The following is a 17,207-nucleotide window of genomic DNA, read 5'->3' on the forward strand; positions in this document are numbered from 1 at the left end:
TGAACTCTTGTAAGGATGGACAACTGAACTTCGTGGCATCTCGCAACTGCGAAATGGCGTGGTATCTGACTTCCATCATATTTCTAAAACCCAAAGGCCTCACATGACCTATTCTACCGATATTTCGCAGACCGAAGATCTGATCCGCAACCATAATGGTGCGTGGGACGGGATCAGCGGCGAATCTGTGGCCCGTATGCGGGCGCAGAACCGTTTTCGCACCGGTCTCGATATTGCGCGCTACACGGCAAAGATAATGCGCAAGGATATGGATGCGTATGATGCTGACCCTGCAAATTATACCCAGTCGCTGGGGTGTTGGCATGGTTTTATCGGGCAGCAGAAGCTGATCTCGATCAAGAAGCATTTCGGCACCACCAAGGGCCGTTATCTTTATCTGTCCGGCTGGATGGTTGCGGCATTGCGGAGCGAATTTGGCCCGCTGCCAGATCAGTCCATGCATGAGAAAACCTCGGTTCCGGCCCTGATCGAAGAACTTTACACGTTTCTCAAGCAGGCCGATGCCCGAGAACTGGGTATGATGTTCCGCGATCTGGATGCAGCACGCGACAAGGGCGACCAGGTCAGCGCCGCCAAAATCCAGAATGCCATCGACAATTATGAAACGCACGTCGTGCCCATCATTGCCGATATTGACGCAGGGTTCGGCAATGCCGAAGCAACCTATCTGCTGGCCAAGAAAATGATCGAGGCAGGCGCCTGCGCCTTGCAGATTGAAAATCAGGTTTCTGATGAAAAGCAGTGCGGCCATCAGGATGGCAAGGTTACGGTTCCGCATGAAGACTTCCTCGCGAAAATCCGTGCGTGTCGTTATGCCTTCATGGAAATGGGCGTGGAAGACGGCATCATTGTGGCCCGGACAGATTCGCTTGGGGCGGGCCTGACGAAGCAGATCGCCTATGTCCGCGAAGAAGGCGACATTGCCGATCAATATAACAGCTACCTCGATTGCGAAGAAGTCGATCCGGCCAATCTTGGCCATGGTGATGTCCTGATCAGCCGAGATGGCAAGCTGATGAAGCCAAAGCGTCTGCCGTCCAACCTCTATCAGTTCCGCGCCGGAACAGGTGAAGACCGCTGCGTTCTGGACTGCATCAATTCGCTGCAGAACGGCGCTGACCTGTTGTGGATCGAGACGGAAAAGCCGCATATCGGACAGATTGGCGCGATGGTTGACCGCATCCGGGAAGTGATCCCCAATGCCAAGCTGGTCTATAATAACTCGCCCAGTTTCAACTGGACGCTGAATTTCCGCCAGCAGGTGTATGATGCGTGGACTGAAAGCGGCAAGGATGTTTCCGCCTATGACCGCGCCAAGCTGATGAGCGTGGATTACGACAGCAGCGAACTGGCCGCAGAAGCAGACGAGCGTATCCGCACTTTCCAGAAGGATGCCGCAGCACAGGCTGGAATTTTCCACCACCTGATCACCCTGCCGACCTATCACACAGCGGCACTGAGCACGGATAATCTGGCCCGCGAATATTTCGGCGAGCAGGGTATGCTTGGTTACGTGAAGAATGTTCAGCGCGAAGAAATCCGCCAGGGCATCGCTTGCGTCCGTCACCAGAACATGTCCGGCAGCGACGTGGGTGATGATCACAAGGAATATTTTGCTGGCGAAGCCGCTTTGAAAGCAGGCGGCGCGCATAATACGATGAACCAGTTCGTGGCCTGACCGGCTCAAAGTTCCTGGGGAGGAAGGGGCCCGTCGCGGTGCGCAAGCGCTGCGGCGGGCCTCCTTGTCTGTGCGCCTGGGGTTTATGGTCCTAGGGTTTGTGCGCCTAGGGTTTGTGGGGCACGGGCGGTTTACCGTAGGCACCGGCAGCAAAGCGTGCAATGTTCCGTCAGCACTCGCCAACAGGAGAACTGCGGAGACGATGCCGGACAAGCTTGACGAAAACATAGCCGACATTGTCATTCATACCGTTCTCAACAACGGTATGCCTGTGTGCATCAGGACAGTGAATGCCGATGACGAGGCGCGGATGCGCGACGGTATTGCGCAAATGTCGGAAAGGTCACGGTATCTGCGTTTCTTTTCCGGTTTTGTAACACCGCCGGACCGGGTGATTGACAGTCTGCTGGATGTCGATGGTGACATGCACATTGCATGGGGCGCAATCCTGACCGACCACCCGGAAAAGCTGGCCATTGGCGCAGTGCACGCCATCCGCAGCGGGCAGGATGATGACCATGCGGAATTTTCCGTGGCCGTGCTGGATGATTATCAGGGCCTTGGCCTCAGCCGCCTGCTTACCGCCACCCTGCTGATCAATTGCCGTCTGGCAGGGATGGAAACGCTGGATGTGCAGACCCTGTCGGAAAACCGGGCTGCCATATCGCTGGTGAAATCTCTGGGCGGGCAGCGGTCGGGCACGCAGTCCGTCACATCGGATTTTCAGCTTGATATCAAGACAGCCATCGCTGCCCTGCATGACGAAAAAGATACACCCGGCCTTGCAAGGGTGCTAGCTGCATTTGGAAATTTCGATTAGCGGTTTGTCCTTTACGCAATCGTATTCGCGTTTGACGCTGGCGGCCCGGCCTTTAAGAACATCGCCAATGGCAGCCCACGGCACCCTTTCACCACCCCCACTGCTTTCAACCTTGATGCAGCAGGGCAATGTCGCTCTTTTTCTGGATTTTGACGGCACATTGGTGGGCATTGCCGACCGGCCCGATGCCATTTGTGTCAGTGACAAGCTGTCGCGGCAGTTGGAACAGCTTGCCGCGCGGATGGCTGGCCGCCTGGCCGTGGTCAGCGGCCGGTCGCTTGACGATCTGGCGACCTATCTTGGCGCGCCCGCCATTTACCGCGCAGGGTCGCATGGGGCGGCTATGGTCGGCCCCGATCAGGCGATGATCGGCACCCCGCCAGACCCCGTGCCGGCCGAAATTGTGGCCGCATTGGCGCGGTTTGCTGCCGAGCAGAATCTGCATCTGGAAACCAAAAGCCACGGTGTCGCGGTGCATTACCGGTCGCATCCGGGCAGGCAGGCAGTGACAGAAGAATTTACCGCCAGCCTCGCGCGCGAAGCTGGGCTGGAAATACAGTCGGGCAAATTCGTGGTCGAACTGGTGCGGCCCGGTGGCGGCAAGGCTGGCGCAGTACAGGCATTGATGCAGCAAGGCGTTTTTTCAGGCGCCATGCCGGTGTTTATTGGCGATGACATCACCGATGAAGACGGTTTTGCAGCATCACTTGCACTGGGCGGCTTCGGTATTGCCGTGGGCGAGCGTGTATCGGCGCTGGCCCATTATCACCTCAACTCCATCAGGGATGTTCATGAATGGCTGAACCTATGACTGCACCAGCCCAGACCAAACCGGCCGACACAGCACTGGCGCAAGTCGCTGCTTCCAGCCTTGAACTGTGGCCCATCGGCAATTGCCAGATCAGCGGCCTTATCGACCGCGCTGGCGCGCTGGTTTGGGGCTGCCTGCCGCGGGTTGATGGTGACCCTGTATTCTGTGCGTTGCTGAACGGGGACAGGCAGTCATCGGGCGTCTGGCGCTTTGAACTGGAAGGGCAGGCATCATCCTCCCAGCATTACGAGCGTAACACGGCCACACTTGTCACACGGCTGGAAGCAGAGGATGGCAGTGCGGTCGAGATCCGCGATTTCTGCCCGCGCTTTGAACGGTCGGGCCGCATGTATCGTCCGGTGGCTTATGCCCGCATTGTCCGGCCCCTTGCAGGCAACCCGCGCATGCGGGTGGTGCTCAATCCGATGAGCAATTACGGCGCGAAAATTGCCGAGACGACCCACGGCACCAATCACATCCGATATCTGGTCAGCGGGCAGGCCATCAGGCTCAGCACGGATGCGCCCATTGGCTATGTGCTGGAATCGCGTTTTTATCGGATCGAAAACGACCAGCATTTTTTCCTCGGACCAGACGAGCCGTTTGTCGGCAATTTGCGTTCCGAACTGCGGCGCATGGACCAGTCCACCGCGCGCTACTGGAAATTGTGGGTCAGAGGGCTGCATATTCCGCTGGAATGGCAGGATGAGGTCATCCGCTGCGCGATTGCGCTGAAATTATGCCAGCATGAAGAAACCGGCGCGATTGTCGCCGCGCTGACCACTTCCATTCCCGAAGCCCCCTTCAGCCAACGTAACTGGGATTACCGTTATTGCTGGATTCGCGATTCCTATTACACCGTGCAGGCGCTGAACCGCCTGGGTGCGCTCGATGTGCTTGAGAAATATCTCGGCTATCTGCGCAACATCGTTGACGGCGCGCGCGGCGGGCAAATCCAGCCGCTCTATTCGGTGATGGGTGAAAGCGAACTTGATGAAGGCACCGCCGCGCATCTTGCCGGTTACAAGGGAATGGGGCCAGTCCGCCGGGGTAATGCTGCCTACAAGCAGGTCCAGCACGATTGTTACGGCCAGATCGTGCTGCCAACGGCGCAGGCATTTTTCGACCGCCGATTGCTGCGCATGGCGGACGAGCATGATTTTGCCGCGCTGGAAGAAGTGGGCGAAAGCGCCTGGGCCATGCATGATCAACCCGATGCCGGCTTGTGGGAATTCCGCACCAGGCAGGAAGTGCATACATATTCCGCCGTCATGTGCTGGGCCGCGTGCGACCGGTTGGCCAATGTGGCTGGCCATATCGGCAAGGCTGACCGGCAAAAACTGTGGCTCGACCGCGCGAATATTATCCGCGCGACGATAGAGCGCGAAGCATGGGTCGAGAATGGCGAGGAGGGCGGTCATTACGGTGCGTCGTTCCAGAGCGATTATCTGGACGCCAGCCTGTTGCAGATGGTCGAGCTGCGGTTTCTCGCGCCTGACAATCCGCGCTTCAAATCGACCTTTGCCGCGGTGGAAAAAACCCTGCGGCGCGGTGAACATATGCTCAGATATGCAGCAGAGGATGATTTTGGCGCGCCTGAAACAGCGTTCAACGTATGCACGTTCTGGTTGATTGAGGCGCTGCATCTGGCGGGCCGCGATGCCGAGGCGCGGGGTCTGTTTGAAGCGATGTTGAGCCACAGGACACAATCGGGGCTGCTGTCGGAAGACCTTGATTATGAGACAGGCGAATTGTGGGGCAATTTCCCGCAGACCTATTCGCTGGTGGGCGTGATCAACTGCGCAGGATTGCTGTCACGATCATGGAGCACCGTGCGATGAGCAGGCTGGTCGTCATTTCCAACAGGGTGGCTGTGCCCAAGGCCCGCGGCGCTGCTGGCGCGCAAGGTGGGCTGGCGGGCGCGCTCAATTCCGCGCTCAAGGAAAATGGCGGCATCTGGTTTGGCTGGTCGGGCGGGGAAGTGGACGAGTTTACCGGCGAAATTTCGCTGCAGAGCGCTGATGGAGTGACCACGGCAACCATGGATCTGGCGTCGCAGGATGTGGAGGAATATTACAATGGTTATGCCAATTCCACCCTGTGGCCGCTATTCCATTACCGTATCGATCTGACGGAATATGAACGCGAATTTGGCAAGGGGTATGAACGCGTCAACGAACGCTTCGCCCAGAGCGCTGCGCCCCTGATTGAAGAGGGGGATATGGTGTGGGTGCATGACTATCACCTGCTGCCGCTGGGCCAACGGTTGCGGGCGCGCGGATTGAAAAACCGGATCGGCTTTTTCCTCCATATTCCGTGGCCGCCCACCCGATTGTTCGTATCGCTGCCCTATCACGAGCGTCTTGTGCGCACGATGCTGGATTACGATCTGATCGGTTTTCAGACGCAGGAATGGCTGGAAAGCTTCCTGCATTATTGCCGCAAGGAACTGGGCGCGCAGGTCGATGAAGACAGCGGAAGAATCGCTTTTGAAGGGCGCATAGTACACGCGCGCGCTTATCCCATCGGGATTGATTATGACCATCTGCAGCAGCAGGCCAGCACCGGTGAGGCGCGGCAGGCCGGCCAGCGCCTGCTGTCCAGCACCCGCCGCCGGACTGCGATGCTGGGGGTGGACCGGCTGGATTATTCGAAAGGCCTGCCTGAACGGATCGACGGCATTTCGCGGTTTTTTGACCAAAACCCTGACCGTGTGCGCGATTTGGTCTATATCCAGATTGCACCGCCTAGCCGCGAGGATGTCGCATCCTACCGCAAGATCAGACAGGAACTGGAACAGAAGACTGGCCAGATAAATGGTGCGCGTTCAGAAGTGGATCTGGTGCCAATCCGCTATGTCAACAAGGGGCATAGTCTGGCGGAATTATGCGGCTTTTACCGCGCGGCCAAAATTGGCCTGGTCACTCCGCTGCGCGACGGGATGAACCTTGTGGCCAAGGAATATATCGCAGCCCAGGATCCTGAAGATCCGGGCGTGCTGATCCTGTCGCGTTTCGCAGGCGCCGCCATGCAGATGCCCGAAGCAGTGCTGGTCAATCCGCATAGTCCGGATGATGTGAGCCATGCCATCAAACAGGCGCTGGACATGCCCACCGAGGAAAAAAAGCGCCGTTACAATGCCCTGATCAAGACAGTCAGGCAGGATAATGTGCAGCGCTGGACCGAAAATTTCACGTCTGATCTGGCGGCACTGCCACGCACATAATGCCGCGGGCTTAGAGGACTGACCGGAACGCCGTTTCATCCTCGTCGCGCCATTGGCCGGCGTTACGTTGCATCAGTTCGGTCAGTTCGACATGTTTTGGCCGTTCGGCGCGGGCGCGCAGCACCTGATTGATGCGCCAGATGAGAAATTTCTGGTCGAATGGTTTGCGAATATAATCCTGCGCGCCATGGAACCGGGCGCGTTGTTCGTCTTCCGCGCCAGTGACGGCGGTAAACATGATGACCGGCAGATCATACAGACTTGGCGAATTGCGCAAGGCACGCAGCACCCGCGCTCCTGATATTTTCGGCATGTCCTGGTCAAGCAGCAGCAGATCGGGCCGGCGCCATTTCAGCAGGTCCAGCGCCTGTTCCCCATCTGTCACCCAGCCGCACGCATGCCCGGCCGAGATGATGACTTCCGACGCCATTTCGGCGACAATTTCATCATCATCGGCAATCAGAATATAGGCCATGCGGTGCGTCCCTGTAATCATACAATTCTATCCGCCCCTCTATCCATCCAGAGATAAATGCAGACGAAGTCCCATGTAGGTGGAAATACCGAGGCATGGCCCAAATCGGCGGTTGTGCAGCCAGCGCCATGCTGGCAATCAATTCGGCATGACCACTTCCAATGATGACATGAACCGTGCCCTGCCGATGGACGGCGTACATAATTTCCGTGATTATGGCGGTTATGCCGTTTCGGGCGGGGGCCGGGTGCGGCGCGGGGTACTGTTTCGCTCAGGCCAGCATTGCGATGCGACCGACGCTGATCTGGCCGCAATTGACGCGCTGGATTTGCGCCATGTGATAGACATGCGCGGCAATAGCGAACGCGAGAAATATCCGTGCCGCAGGGGCGCTGATTTTGGCGCTGAACTGGTGTTCTATGACGGTGAAACAGCCGCGCTTGCGCCCCATGTGGAAGCGGCACAAGGCGCTTTGAACCAGACCATCGCGCATGAGAAAATGGAACAATTATACCGCAACCTGCCGTTTCGCGCGCCGCTGATTGCGATTTTGCGGGACTATTTTGCGGCGCTGGCACAGGGGCAGGGCGCCAGCCTGGTCCATTGTCTGGCAGGGAAGGACCGCACCGGAATGGCCGTTGCCCTGCTGCACCATTCCCTTGGGGTGCACCCTGATGATGCGATGGACGATTTTCTGCTCACTAATACGGTCGGCAACATGGACGCACGCATTGCCGCAGGGGCAGAGACAATCCGTGCAAAATGGGGCGGGATCGACGATGCCACCATCCGGGTATTGATGGGCGTGGACCCACGCTATCTGGAAGCGGCGCGCAAAGCTGTGGAGACAGAGCATGGCTCTATCGACGCCTTCCTGTCCGATATGCTGGGGGTGGATGATGCGCGGCGCGGTGCATTACGGTTGCATCTGGTCGAAGCATAACCAGATCAGCCCTGCCGGTGTCGATCTTCGCTGGCATATCTGCATACCCATGGGCCGCAGCAAATTTTTGACGGCAATGACCAAACTGAAACGGACATTATAATGGCTACCCATCACACCCGCATGCTGATCATCGGTTCCGGCCCGGCAGGCCTTACGGCGGCAATCTATGGTGCGCGCGCTGCGCTGGAACCAATTGTGGTGCAGGGCCTGCAGCCGGGCGGGCAGTTGACGATTACCACCGATGTTGAAAACTATCCGGGTTTCAGGGATGTGGTTCAGGGCCCGTGGCTGATGCAGGAAATGCAGGCGCAGGCCGAACATGTCGGAACCCGCATGATGTGGGACACGATCGTGGAAGTGGACCTGGCCAATGGGCCGCCTTACCGCGCCGTGGGCGACAGCGGCGATATCTACATTGGCGAAACGCTGGTTATTTCAACCGGCGCACAGGCCAAATGGCTGGGTGTGCCGGGTGAACAGGAGCTGGCCGGCAAGGGCGTGTCTGCCTGTGCCACCTGCGACGGGTTTTTCTATCGCGGTAAGAAAGTGGCCGTGATCGGCGGCGGAAACACCGCTGTGGAAGAAGCGCTTTATCTGACCAACCATTCCGATGACGTGACCTTGATCCACCGCAGGGATGAATTGCGTTCGGAAAAAATCCTTCAGGAACGCATTTTTGCAAACGACAAGATTACCCCGCTGTGGAACAAGGCCGTCACCCGTTTCATCGGCGATCCGGCTGCCGGCGGCCTGACCCAGATTGAACTGCAGGACACAGTGACAGGCGAGGTCAGCTTCCTGGATGTTGACGGCGCATTTGTTGCCATTGGCCACGCCCCGTCGACTGAATTGTTCAAGGGCAAGCTGCCCATGGATGATAGCGGCTATCTGGTGGTTGAACCCGGCACGCCCAAAACGGCATTGCCGGGCGTATTTGCCTGCGGCGATGTGATGGACCACACCTATAGGCAGGCAGTCACCGCTGCCGGTACAGGCTGCATGGCCGCGCTGGATGCGGAAAAATTCCTGGCAGAAATGGAATTTGCCAGACAGGAAGCCGCCGAATAAAAAAGGCCCCGCAAATGCGGGGCCTTTTGTTTGGGGCCATACGTTCGGGGCCAACAGTTCAGGTTATGGCAGCTTAAAATACGGCGATGCCTGCGTGCAGGATCATCGCAATCAGCACCACGCTGGATAATGCAAACAGGATGAAGCGCACCATCACGCGATTGGCTGTCGCCTGCACCAGCGAATGGGCAACGCGCAGGCCAACGTAAATCCAGCCGAGCAGCGCGTTCAGCCCATCACCCTGGCCGATCAGCACCAGCACAATGGCAATGGCATAAAACACTGTGGGTGCTTCGTGCAAATGATTGTAATTATGCGCTTTCCACTGGACATTGGCCGGAAGGGCCTTGTCCAGATCCGCGCCGGTTCCGCCGACCAGATGGGCGGTATCGATATTGTCAGCCTTCTGCATCGCCGGGATGCGGGTGGCATACATCCACACCCACATGATCATGGTCCATGCGGCCAGCGCGACCACGGGTTGCAGCAATTGTGCGTCTGTTGCATCGATCATGATCAAAGCACTCCAGGGTTGGCAAACAGGGTCACCATGGTTGCCCTCAGTGCCAGGGCAGCCAGGACGATGGTTGACAGCAGGAACAGCGCAAAGCGGATCGAGACCTTGTTGACTGTGGCCTGCCAGATGGAATGAATGATCCGCAGGCCGACATAAATCCACGCCAGCATGGCATCAAAACCCGTTGCACCAACCACCGCCAGTATAATCACCGTCGGATAGAAAATCGTCGGTTGTTCCATCAGATGCGCATAATTATGCGCTTTCCAGTTCACCCGATCGGGGAGGACACCCTCCAGATCCTGACCGCGGCCACCGGGCTTTGCATCACCCAGGCCGCCGCCTGCCTTGCCCATGGCGGGAAGGCGCGTGCCTGCCATCCACAGCAGCATGATGATGGACCACAGCACCAGCACAGCGGCCGGTGCAAGCATTTGTGCCTGCATTATTATACTCCCCCAATATTCCCTGATTGTTGGGCTGAGGTACGTAAATTGTCAAATGCAACCTAATCTGCCGAACCAATTACACGGGCGAAGGAGGCAGCATCGGTATTGCCGCCGGTCAGCATGATGACAGTATCTTCATCCAGCGGTATTTTACCCGCGATACAGGCAGCCAACGCCGCAGCGCCGCCGGGTTCCAATACCAGTTTGAGCGTGCTGAATGCATAACGCTGGGCCGCGCGCACCTCGGCTTCCGAAACGCTGCAACCTGCCTCGATCCGTCCGTACAGGACCGCGAAGTTGACAGGTGCAGTCACCGGGGTCTGCAACGCGTCGCAGGCGGTTTTGGGGGCGTCAGGCCCCACGGGCAGTATCTCGCCTGCGGCCAGGCTGCGGGCGACATCATCCCACCCTTCCGGCTCCACCGGATAAATCCGCGTATCAGGGCAGGCAAGGGCAAGCCCTGCCGCCAGTCCGCCGCCGCCGCAGCAGGCGACAATGGCCGCTGGCTGGCGGCCCAACTGGCTGCATATTTCAATGCCCGCAGTCCCTTGCCCCTCAATCACCCAGGGATCGGCGTAGGCGTGGGCAAACACTGCGCCGCGCGCATCGCACAGCGCATTGGCAATGGCATCGCGGTCCTCGCCGGGGCGTTCATACAGGACGATTTCAGCCCCCATGGCGCGGGTTGCATCCAGTTTTACCTGCGGCGCATCGCGCGGCATCACGATCGTGGCAGCCATCGCCAGCCTGCGCGCGGCCCATGCCACCCCTTGCGCATGGTTGCCGCTGGATACCGCGACGACACCATTGCGCCGTTCATCGGCGCTTAGATCGCTTAACCGGTGCCATGCACCGCGAATTTTGAAAGCGCCGATGGGTTGCAGATTTTCTGCCTTCACCCAGCACCGGACACCGCGAATTTCCACCGGCAATAGCGGGGTGGGCGGCAAAATCTCGCGAATCTTGGCCGCAGCGCGGATAACTCCGGCTTGTGTGGGTTCGCGGGGGCTTTCTCGAAACATTCTTAGCTACTAGAGCGTTGCACCAACACAGCCAATGCCGCAAATGCGCGGCCAACAGATCAAGCGGAGCAAATATGTCGACTATCCTGGTTATCGGTGCTGGCGGAGTGAGCTCTGTCGCGGTGCATAAAATGGCAATGAATGCCGACATTTTTTCGGACATCCATCTGGCCAGCCGAACCAGGAGCAAATGCGATTCCATCGCTGCCAGCGTCAAATCCCGCACGGGCCAGGATGTGGCCACCTATGAAATTGACGCTGAAGAAGTGCCGGCGATGGTGAACCTGATCCGCAAGATTAAGCCAAGCCTGGTGGTCAACCTGGCGCTGCCTTATCAGGATTTACCGATCATGGATGCCTGTCTGGAAGCGGGTGTCAGCTATCTCGATACCGCCAATTACGAACCCAAGGACGAGGCGAAATTCGAATATCACTGGCAATGGGCCTATCATGACCGGTTCAAAGAGGCGGGCCTGATGGCGCTGCTGGGCTCCGGTTTCGACCCCGGCGTCACCAGCGTTTTCACCATGTGGCTGAAGAAGCACAAGCTCAAGACCATCCGCCAGCTGGATATTCTGGACTGCAATGGCGGCGATCACGGGCAGGCATTTGCCACCAATTTCAACCCGGAAATCAACATCCGCGAAGTGACCGCGCCAGCGCGCCATTGGGAGAACGGTGCATGGGTGGAAACACCGGCCATGGCTGTGAAACAGACGTTCGATTTCGACCAGGTGGGCGAAAAGAACATGTATCTGATGTATCACGAGGAACTGGAAAGCCTCGCCAAATTCCTGCCCGAACTGGAACGGGCGCGGTTCTGGATGACCTTCGGCGATGAATATATCAAGCATCTGACAGTGCTGCAGGCGGTGGGCATGACCGGCATTGAACCTGTGCGCTATCAGGGCAGGGATATTATCCCGCTGCAATTCCTGGCGGCGGTCTTGCCCAAGCCTGAAACGCTGGGTTCCACGACCAAGGGCAAGACCAACATCGGCGTGATTGCCACGGGCGAGGCGCTGGATGGCAGCGGCGAAAAGACGTTCTACATCAACAATATCTGCGACCATGAAGACGCGTTTGAGGAAACGGGCAATCAGGCGGTCAGCTATACTACAGGCGTGCCCGCGATGATCGGCAGCGCCATGATGCTGACTGGCAAATGGTCTGGCGAGGGCGTTTTCAACATGGAACAGATGGATCCCGACCCGTTCATGGACATGCTGAATGCCCACGGTCTGCCATGGAATGTGGTAGAGATGGACGGGCCGGTCAGTTTCTGACCACGCCCGCGCTGGCTGATTGAAAGACAAGGTAACAACTGATGGAAACACGTGCCGGCGATCCGGGCGCATTCGCGCAATTTGACCTCGGCCGCGTCGACAGCCCATCCTTTGTGGTGGATGCGGCAAAGCTGCGGGATAATCTGCGGATATTGGCAGACGTCAGGGACCGGTCCGGCATCAAGATGCTGTCGGCACTGAAAGCGTTTTCCATGTGGTCGGTGGCGCCCATCATCGGGAATTATCTCGATGGTGTGTGCACTTCCGGCTTGTGGGAAGCGCGCCTTGCGGGCGAGTTTTACGATGGTGAGATCACGACCTATTCAGCGGCCTACAAGCCCGATGAACTGGGCGAAATCTGCCGTTTGTCCGACCATGTGATTTTCAATTCCCCGGGTCAGATGGCGCGCGCTTCGCAAATTCTCGATCAGGCGCGCAGCCTTGGCGGCGGGTTTGACGTCGGCTTGCGGATCAACCCCATGCATGCCGAGGGCGAGGTGCCGCGTTACGACCCGTGTGCCGCCTATTCGCGCCTTGGCTTCCCGATTGACCAGTTGGAAGACGAGCATGTCGAGCCATTGGACGGCTTGCATTTTCATTCTCTGTGCGAACAGGATTTTGCCCCGTTGAAGCGCACGTGGGATGCACTGAAAGAACATATCGAGCCATATTTCGGGCATTTCAAATGGATCAATCTGGGCGGCGGGCATCACATTACCCGTGATGATTACCAGCGCGAGGCACTGATCGAATTCCTGATCGAAATTCAGGAGGAAACCGGCGCGGAAATCTATCTGGAGCCGGGCGAGGCCGTGGCACTGGATGCAGGTATTCTGGTCGGCACCATTCTGGACAGCCACTGGAACGGGATGCCGCTGGCAATTACCGATATTTCGGCAACGTGCCACATGCCGGATGTGATCGAAGCGCCATATCGCCCCGCGATGCTGCATGAGGATGAGGACGGGGACGGCGAGCCGGTGCGCCTTGGCGGCCCGTCATGCCTGGCGGGCGATGTCATTGGTGATTACCGCTTGCCCGTTCCGTGTGAGCCTGGGCAGCGTGTCGCCTTCCTTGATCAGGCGCATTATTCGATGGTCAAAACCAACACGTTCAACGGTGTGCAACTGCCGTCCATCTGGCTGTGGGACAGCGAAAGTGATGCACTGGAGCAGGTCAAGGCCTTCGGATATGAGGATTTTAAGAACCGGCTTTCCTGACACGCGTCGAACACTTGTGAAAATGACCGGCATTTGCCCGCTTGATGTGGGGAAAAATCATCGGTTTTTGAATCGAATTTCACTTGCAGTTCACAATCCGGTGGCTATATCGCCCTCTCGCTGCCCCAAGGGGACTTCCTAACCGCAAGGCAGCCTTTGCCAAGAAACTGTTACTTCTGGGGGTCCCTTGAATTGCACCATTATCCTGACGCTGCTGCAGTAGTTCGCGCTCTCACGCCGGACGAGCCAGTCATTCTCAATCGCCCGCACGCTGCTGCGCGAGCCGCCCGTTTCTTCGCCGAGAAGTTTCCGGGTAAATCGCTCTATGCGGTGAAAGCCAATCCATCGCCGGATCTGCTGAAGATCCTGTGGGACAATGGCATCACCCATTACGACGTGGCATCCATCGGCGAAGTGCGCATGGCGCGCGGCGCGCTGCCTGATGCAACGCTGTGCTTCATGCACCCTGTCAAAACTGCGCGCGCCATCAGCGAAGCGTATCACCAGCACGGCGTTCGCACTTTCAGCCTCGACACGATTGAGGAACTGGAAAAAATCGTCGAGGCATGCCGCGATGATGCGGGCAACCCGGCCACGGATCTGTGGCTGTGTGTGCGGCTTCGTGTTTCGTCCGAATATGCGGAATTGTCGCTGGCGTCCAAATTCGGCGTCGATCTGGCAGATGCGGCAGGCCTGTTGCAGGCCACGCGCCAGCATTGCGATGCGCTGGGTGTGTGCTTCCACGTCGGCAGCCAGGCGATGACGCCGTTCGCCTATGTGCAGGCGCTGGAACGTGTTCGCGCGGCCATCGTGCAGGCAGCGGTTACGGTTGACGTTATCGATGTGGGCGGCGGTTTCCCCAGCGTCTATCCCGGCATGGAACCACCGCCGCTGGAAGATTACTTCGATGTGATTTTCCGCGCGTCGGAATCGCTGCCGATTTCCTATTCATCCGAATTGTGGTGCGAACCGGGCCGTGCGCTGTGCGCGGAATATAGTTCGCTCATCGTGCGCGTGGAAAAGCGGCGCGGGGATGAGCTGTACATCAATGACGGTGCCTATGGCGCCCTGTTCGATGCCGCCCATGTGGAATGGCGTTTCCCGGTGGTGGCGCAGGAAGATGATCTGATCGAACCGCTGGAGGAATTTTCCTTTTACGGGCCGACATGTGACGATGCTGACTTCATGAAAGGCCCTTTCATGCTGCCGGCGGACATTCAGGCAGGCGATTACATCGAAATCGGGATGCTGGGCGCCTATGGCGCGGCCATGAAAACCGGGTTCAACGGATTTGGCGATGCGGAAGCCGTGATCGTGACAGATGAGCCGATGGCCAGCCTTTATCGCGGGGATCGGGTTGATCCTCGCGAAAGCGACAATGTTGTAAGCCTGCGTTGATATTGGCGGCGGCGCGCAGCCTGATCAGACCGCGCCGCCCGACCCGTTTACGACAACCTGCATGAACTTTGGTGCGCTTTTTGCGCCATCGCTCATGCGTTCGTGGGGATAATTGCCGGGCGAGAGCGACGTCAGCGGCATTCCGGCAATTGCCAGCGCATAGGGTGATACGCGGTGGCGGGTGCACAGGCCGCCCGCGCCATCACTCACCAGCGACGTTTCAAACTCCACCGCGATTTCGAGATTATTGACCCGGCTGACGGTGCCGACCACCAATTGCCCGGCGCCAAGGTCCAGCACCAGCTGAGTATCGACCGGCACGCCCATAATCCCTTCGATCAACGCGCCGGTCTTGGACAAGTTGCGCATCACGACATCATAGCGGTGATCATCATGGATGACCCCGATGCGGCGGAAGACGGAGCGGCGTTCCGGGCGGTACATTTCCGGCCCGTCAGGTTCGATCTTCATGCCGCCATTCGCCATCAGTTCCAGCACATCTGCCTGGGGCAGGGCGCGGGAATAGAGGAAGCCCTGAATAAGGCGTGCGCCTTTTGAATGGACGACTTCGAGCTGGTCGAACGCTTCGACACCTTCGACAGTGGTTTCCATGCCCAGCGCATTGGACAGGCCGATGATGGCCGCAATGATCTTGGCGCTGTTCTTGTCTTTCTGGGTGCAAGAATCCACAAAGCTGCGATCAACCTTGATTTTGTCGAACGGGGCGGATCGCAGATAGCTGAGCGAGGAATACCCCGTCCCGAAATCATCCAGTGCCAGCCGCACGCCGATTTTCTTGAGGTCGGTGAAGACAGCTTCGGTCGTCTCGCTGTCGCCGACAAAGACGCTTTCGGTGAGTTCCAGCTCCAGCCGGTCAGGCAGCAACCCGGAATGTGCCAGCGCAGCGGAAACGACATTGCAGAATTCCGGATTGGTAAATTGCACTGCTGACACATTCACTGCCACGCGAACGGACGAAGGCCAGGCCATCGCGTCAACGCAGGCGCGTTGCAGCGCCCATTCGCCAATCTGGTTGATCAGATCGGATTCCTCGGCAACCGGGATGAACACATCCGGGCTTACTGGGCCGCGTTCTGGATGTTCCCACCGCATCAGCGCTTCAAGACACACCACGGAATTGTCGCTGGTCTTGACGACTGGCTGATAACGCAATTCAAGATCGCCAGCTTCCAGCGCAATGCGCAAATCTTCGAGCAGCAGCTCGCGTTCCTGTTCCTCGTCCTTCAGATCGTCCGAATAAAATCGAAACTGCCCGCGCCCGCCGTTTTTCGCGGCATACAGCGCGAGGTCAGAACTGCGGACCAGCTCATCACGCTCCACCCCGTCATAAGGGGCAATGGCAATGCCGACAGAGGTGCCGATGATGGCGCGCTTTTCTTCAATCGGATAGGGCTGCGAAAGGATCTGGATGATCTTGTCAGCCAGTTCGCCCAATTTGCCGCGGTCATCAATATCCGGCAGGATAATCTGGAATTCATCGCCGCCCAGCCGGCCGATTTCGCCGCGATTGCCGACAATGTTGCGCAGGCGTTCAGCCACCTGCACCAGCAGGGCATCGCCAGCAGGGTGGCCCATTGTGTCGTTCACACGCTTGAACTTGTCCAGATCCAGCATCATGAGAGCGCAGCTGCGCTTGGCCTGTTTAAAGGCGCCAATGATGCCATCCAGGCGGCGGTTCATGAAATGGCGGTTGTAAAGTCCGGTCAGCGAATCGAATTCGGCCAGACGGGAATCGACCAGCTTGCGCTCATATTCGACGCTGATGTCCTGCGCGCTGCCGCGATATCCATGAAACTGGCCGCGATCATCAAATTTCGGGTGGCCGGAAATGGAAAACCACACCTGCCTTACATCATTGCGCGGGCGGTTTCTGGCAAAGCGGACGGTCAGGTCCCGCACCTTGTTGTGCGCTTTCAGCTGAAAGTTGAGCGGGCGGTCAGACCGTTCATCAGGGTTGTCAGAATCTGTTTCGAACAGGGAAATCAGCGGTTGACCCAGTAATTCCTCAAGCGGAATATCCAGCTTTGTAACGGCATCATCCGAGATATAAATCAGCCGGCCTTCAGCGTCCGTCGCCCAGATCCAGCCGATGCCGGCCTTTTCGAATTCGTCCAGCACTTCCAGGCGCAATTGCGGGTCGGCAGCAGTGGATATGACCGCCGAAACAGGGGGCTTTTTGGCAAAACCTTGCAGGAACCCTTTAACAGCCATCTATCCCAACCAATCGCCTTGTCGCTGCGTGTTTATCC

The 17,207-nt window shown here is 58.0% G+C and carries 15 protein-coding genes; 10 read left to right on the forward strand and 5 right to left on the reverse strand.

Translation table 11 applies throughout. From position 1 onward, the window contains the following. Nucleotides 1-103 precede the first annotated feature (103 nt). From GRI44_RS03670 to GRI44_RS03690, 5 genes are all read left to right on the forward strand, one after another. On the forward strand, nt 104-1,699 hold the full coding sequence (locus GRI44_RS03670) for an isocitrate lyase (protein ID WP_160600083.1): 1,596 nt from the start codon (nt 104-106) through the stop codon (nt 1,697-1,699). Nucleotides 1,700-1,901: 202 nt separating this feature from the next. Next, nucleotides 1,902-2,519, forward strand: a complete 618-nt coding sequence (locus GRI44_RS03675) for a GNAT family N-acetyltransferase (protein ID WP_202386124.1) — start codon at nt 1,902-1,904, stop codon at nt 2,517-2,519. Nucleotides 2,520-2,586: 67 nt separating this feature from the next. Continuing rightward, nucleotides 2,587-3,330 carry a trehalose-phosphatase gene (gene otsB / locus GRI44_RS03680; RefSeq protein WP_160600084.1) on the forward strand — a complete coding sequence of 248 codons (744 nt, stop codon included), beginning with the start codon at nt 2,587-2,589 and terminating at the stop codon, nt 3,328-3,330. Then, entirely contained in the window at nt 3,327-5,171 is a 1,845-nt protein-coding gene (locus tag GRI44_RS03685; protein WP_160601240.1) for a glycoside hydrolase family 15 protein, read from the forward strand. Before otsB ends, GRI44_RS03685 begins: the two co-directional genes overlap by 4 nt. After that, on the forward strand, nt 5,168-6,556 hold the full coding sequence (locus tag GRI44_RS03690; RefSeq protein ID WP_160600085.1) for an alpha,alpha-trehalose-phosphate synthase (UDP-forming): 1,389 nt from the start codon (nt 5,168-5,170) through the stop codon (nt 6,554-6,556). Before GRI44_RS03685 ends, GRI44_RS03690 begins: the two co-directional genes overlap by 4 nt. A 10-nt stretch (nt 6,557-6,566) precedes the next feature. Here the strand turns inward: GRI44_RS03690 and GRI44_RS03695 are convergent, their stop codons facing one another. Next, the gene (locus GRI44_RS03695; RefSeq protein WP_160600086.1) at nt 6,567-7,031 is read right to left on the reverse strand and encodes a response regulator; all 465 of its coding nucleotides are present in this window, start codon (nt 7,029-7,031) and stop codon (nt 6,567-6,569) included. A gap of 148 nt (nt 7,032-7,179) precedes the next feature. Between GRI44_RS03695 and GRI44_RS03700 the strand changes: the two genes are divergently transcribed. Further along, a complete protein-coding gene (locus GRI44_RS03700) occupies nt 7,180-7,974 on the forward strand; it encodes a tyrosine-protein phosphatase (protein ID WP_232842959.1) in 795 nt (264 codons plus the stop codon). A 102-nt stretch (nt 7,975-8,076) separates the two neighbouring features. Then, nucleotides 8,077-9,045: a thioredoxin-disulfide reductase gene (trxB, locus tag GRI44_RS03705; protein ID WP_202386125.1), complete on the forward strand. Its 969-nt coding sequence runs from the start codon at nt 8,077-8,079 to the stop codon at nt 9,043-9,045. 73 nt (nt 9,046-9,118) lie between these two features. Here the strand turns inward: trxB and GRI44_RS03710 are convergent, their stop codons facing one another. From GRI44_RS03710 to GRI44_RS03720, 3 genes are all read right to left on the reverse strand, one after another. Next, nucleotides 9,119-9,559, reverse strand: a complete 441-nt coding sequence (locus GRI44_RS03710) for an MAPEG family protein (RefSeq protein ID WP_160600087.1) — start codon at nt 9,557-9,559, stop codon at nt 9,119-9,121. A gap of 2 nt (nt 9,560-9,561) precedes the next feature. Beyond that, nucleotides 9,562-10,008 carry an MAPEG family protein gene (locus tag GRI44_RS03715; protein WP_160600088.1) on the reverse strand — a complete coding sequence of 149 codons (447 nt, stop codon included), beginning with the start codon at nt 10,006-10,008 and terminating at the stop codon, nt 9,562-9,564. 62 nt (nt 10,009-10,070) lie between these two features. Further along, entirely contained in the window at nt 10,071-11,033 is a 963-nt protein-coding gene (locus GRI44_RS03720; protein ID WP_160600089.1) for a threonine ammonia-lyase, read from the reverse strand. A gap of 74 nt (nt 11,034-11,107) precedes the next feature. Between GRI44_RS03720 and GRI44_RS03725 the strand changes: the two genes are divergently transcribed. The 3 genes from GRI44_RS03725 (at nt 11,108) to GRI44_RS03735 (ending at nt 14,937) form a co-directional block, all read left to right on the forward strand. Next, nucleotides 11,108-12,319 (forward strand): saccharopine dehydrogenase family protein, encoded by a 1,212-nt coding sequence (locus GRI44_RS03725; protein ID WP_160600090.1) that lies wholly within the window; start codon nt 11,108-11,110, stop codon nt 12,317-12,319. Between the two features lie 41 nt (nt 12,320-12,360). Continuing rightward, nucleotides 12,361-13,539: a carboxynorspermidine decarboxylase gene (locus tag GRI44_RS03730; RefSeq protein WP_160600091.1), complete on the forward strand. Its 1,179-nt coding sequence runs from the start codon at nt 12,361-12,363 to the stop codon at nt 13,537-13,539. Nucleotides 13,540-13,731: 192 nt separating this feature from the next. Then, nucleotides 13,732-14,937, forward strand: coding sequence for a type III PLP-dependent enzyme (locus GRI44_RS03735; RefSeq protein WP_160600092.1), 1,206 nt, complete (start codon nt 13,732-13,734; stop codon nt 14,935-14,937). A 24-nt stretch (nt 14,938-14,961) separates the two neighbouring features. On the opposite strand, the gene GRI44_RS03740 is transcribed toward GRI44_RS03735, so the two are convergent. Continuing rightward, nucleotides 14,962-17,169: a putative bifunctional diguanylate cyclase/phosphodiesterase gene (locus tag GRI44_RS03740; protein WP_160600093.1), complete on the reverse strand. Its 2,208-nt coding sequence runs from the start codon at nt 17,167-17,169 to the stop codon at nt 14,962-14,964. Between the last annotated feature and the right edge of the window lie 38 nt (nt 17,170-17,207).

The organism is Allopontixanthobacter confluentis, assembly GCF_009827615.1.
Taxonomy (GTDB): Bacteria; Pseudomonadota; Alphaproteobacteria; order Sphingomonadales; family Sphingomonadaceae; genus Allopontixanthobacter; species Allopontixanthobacter confluentis.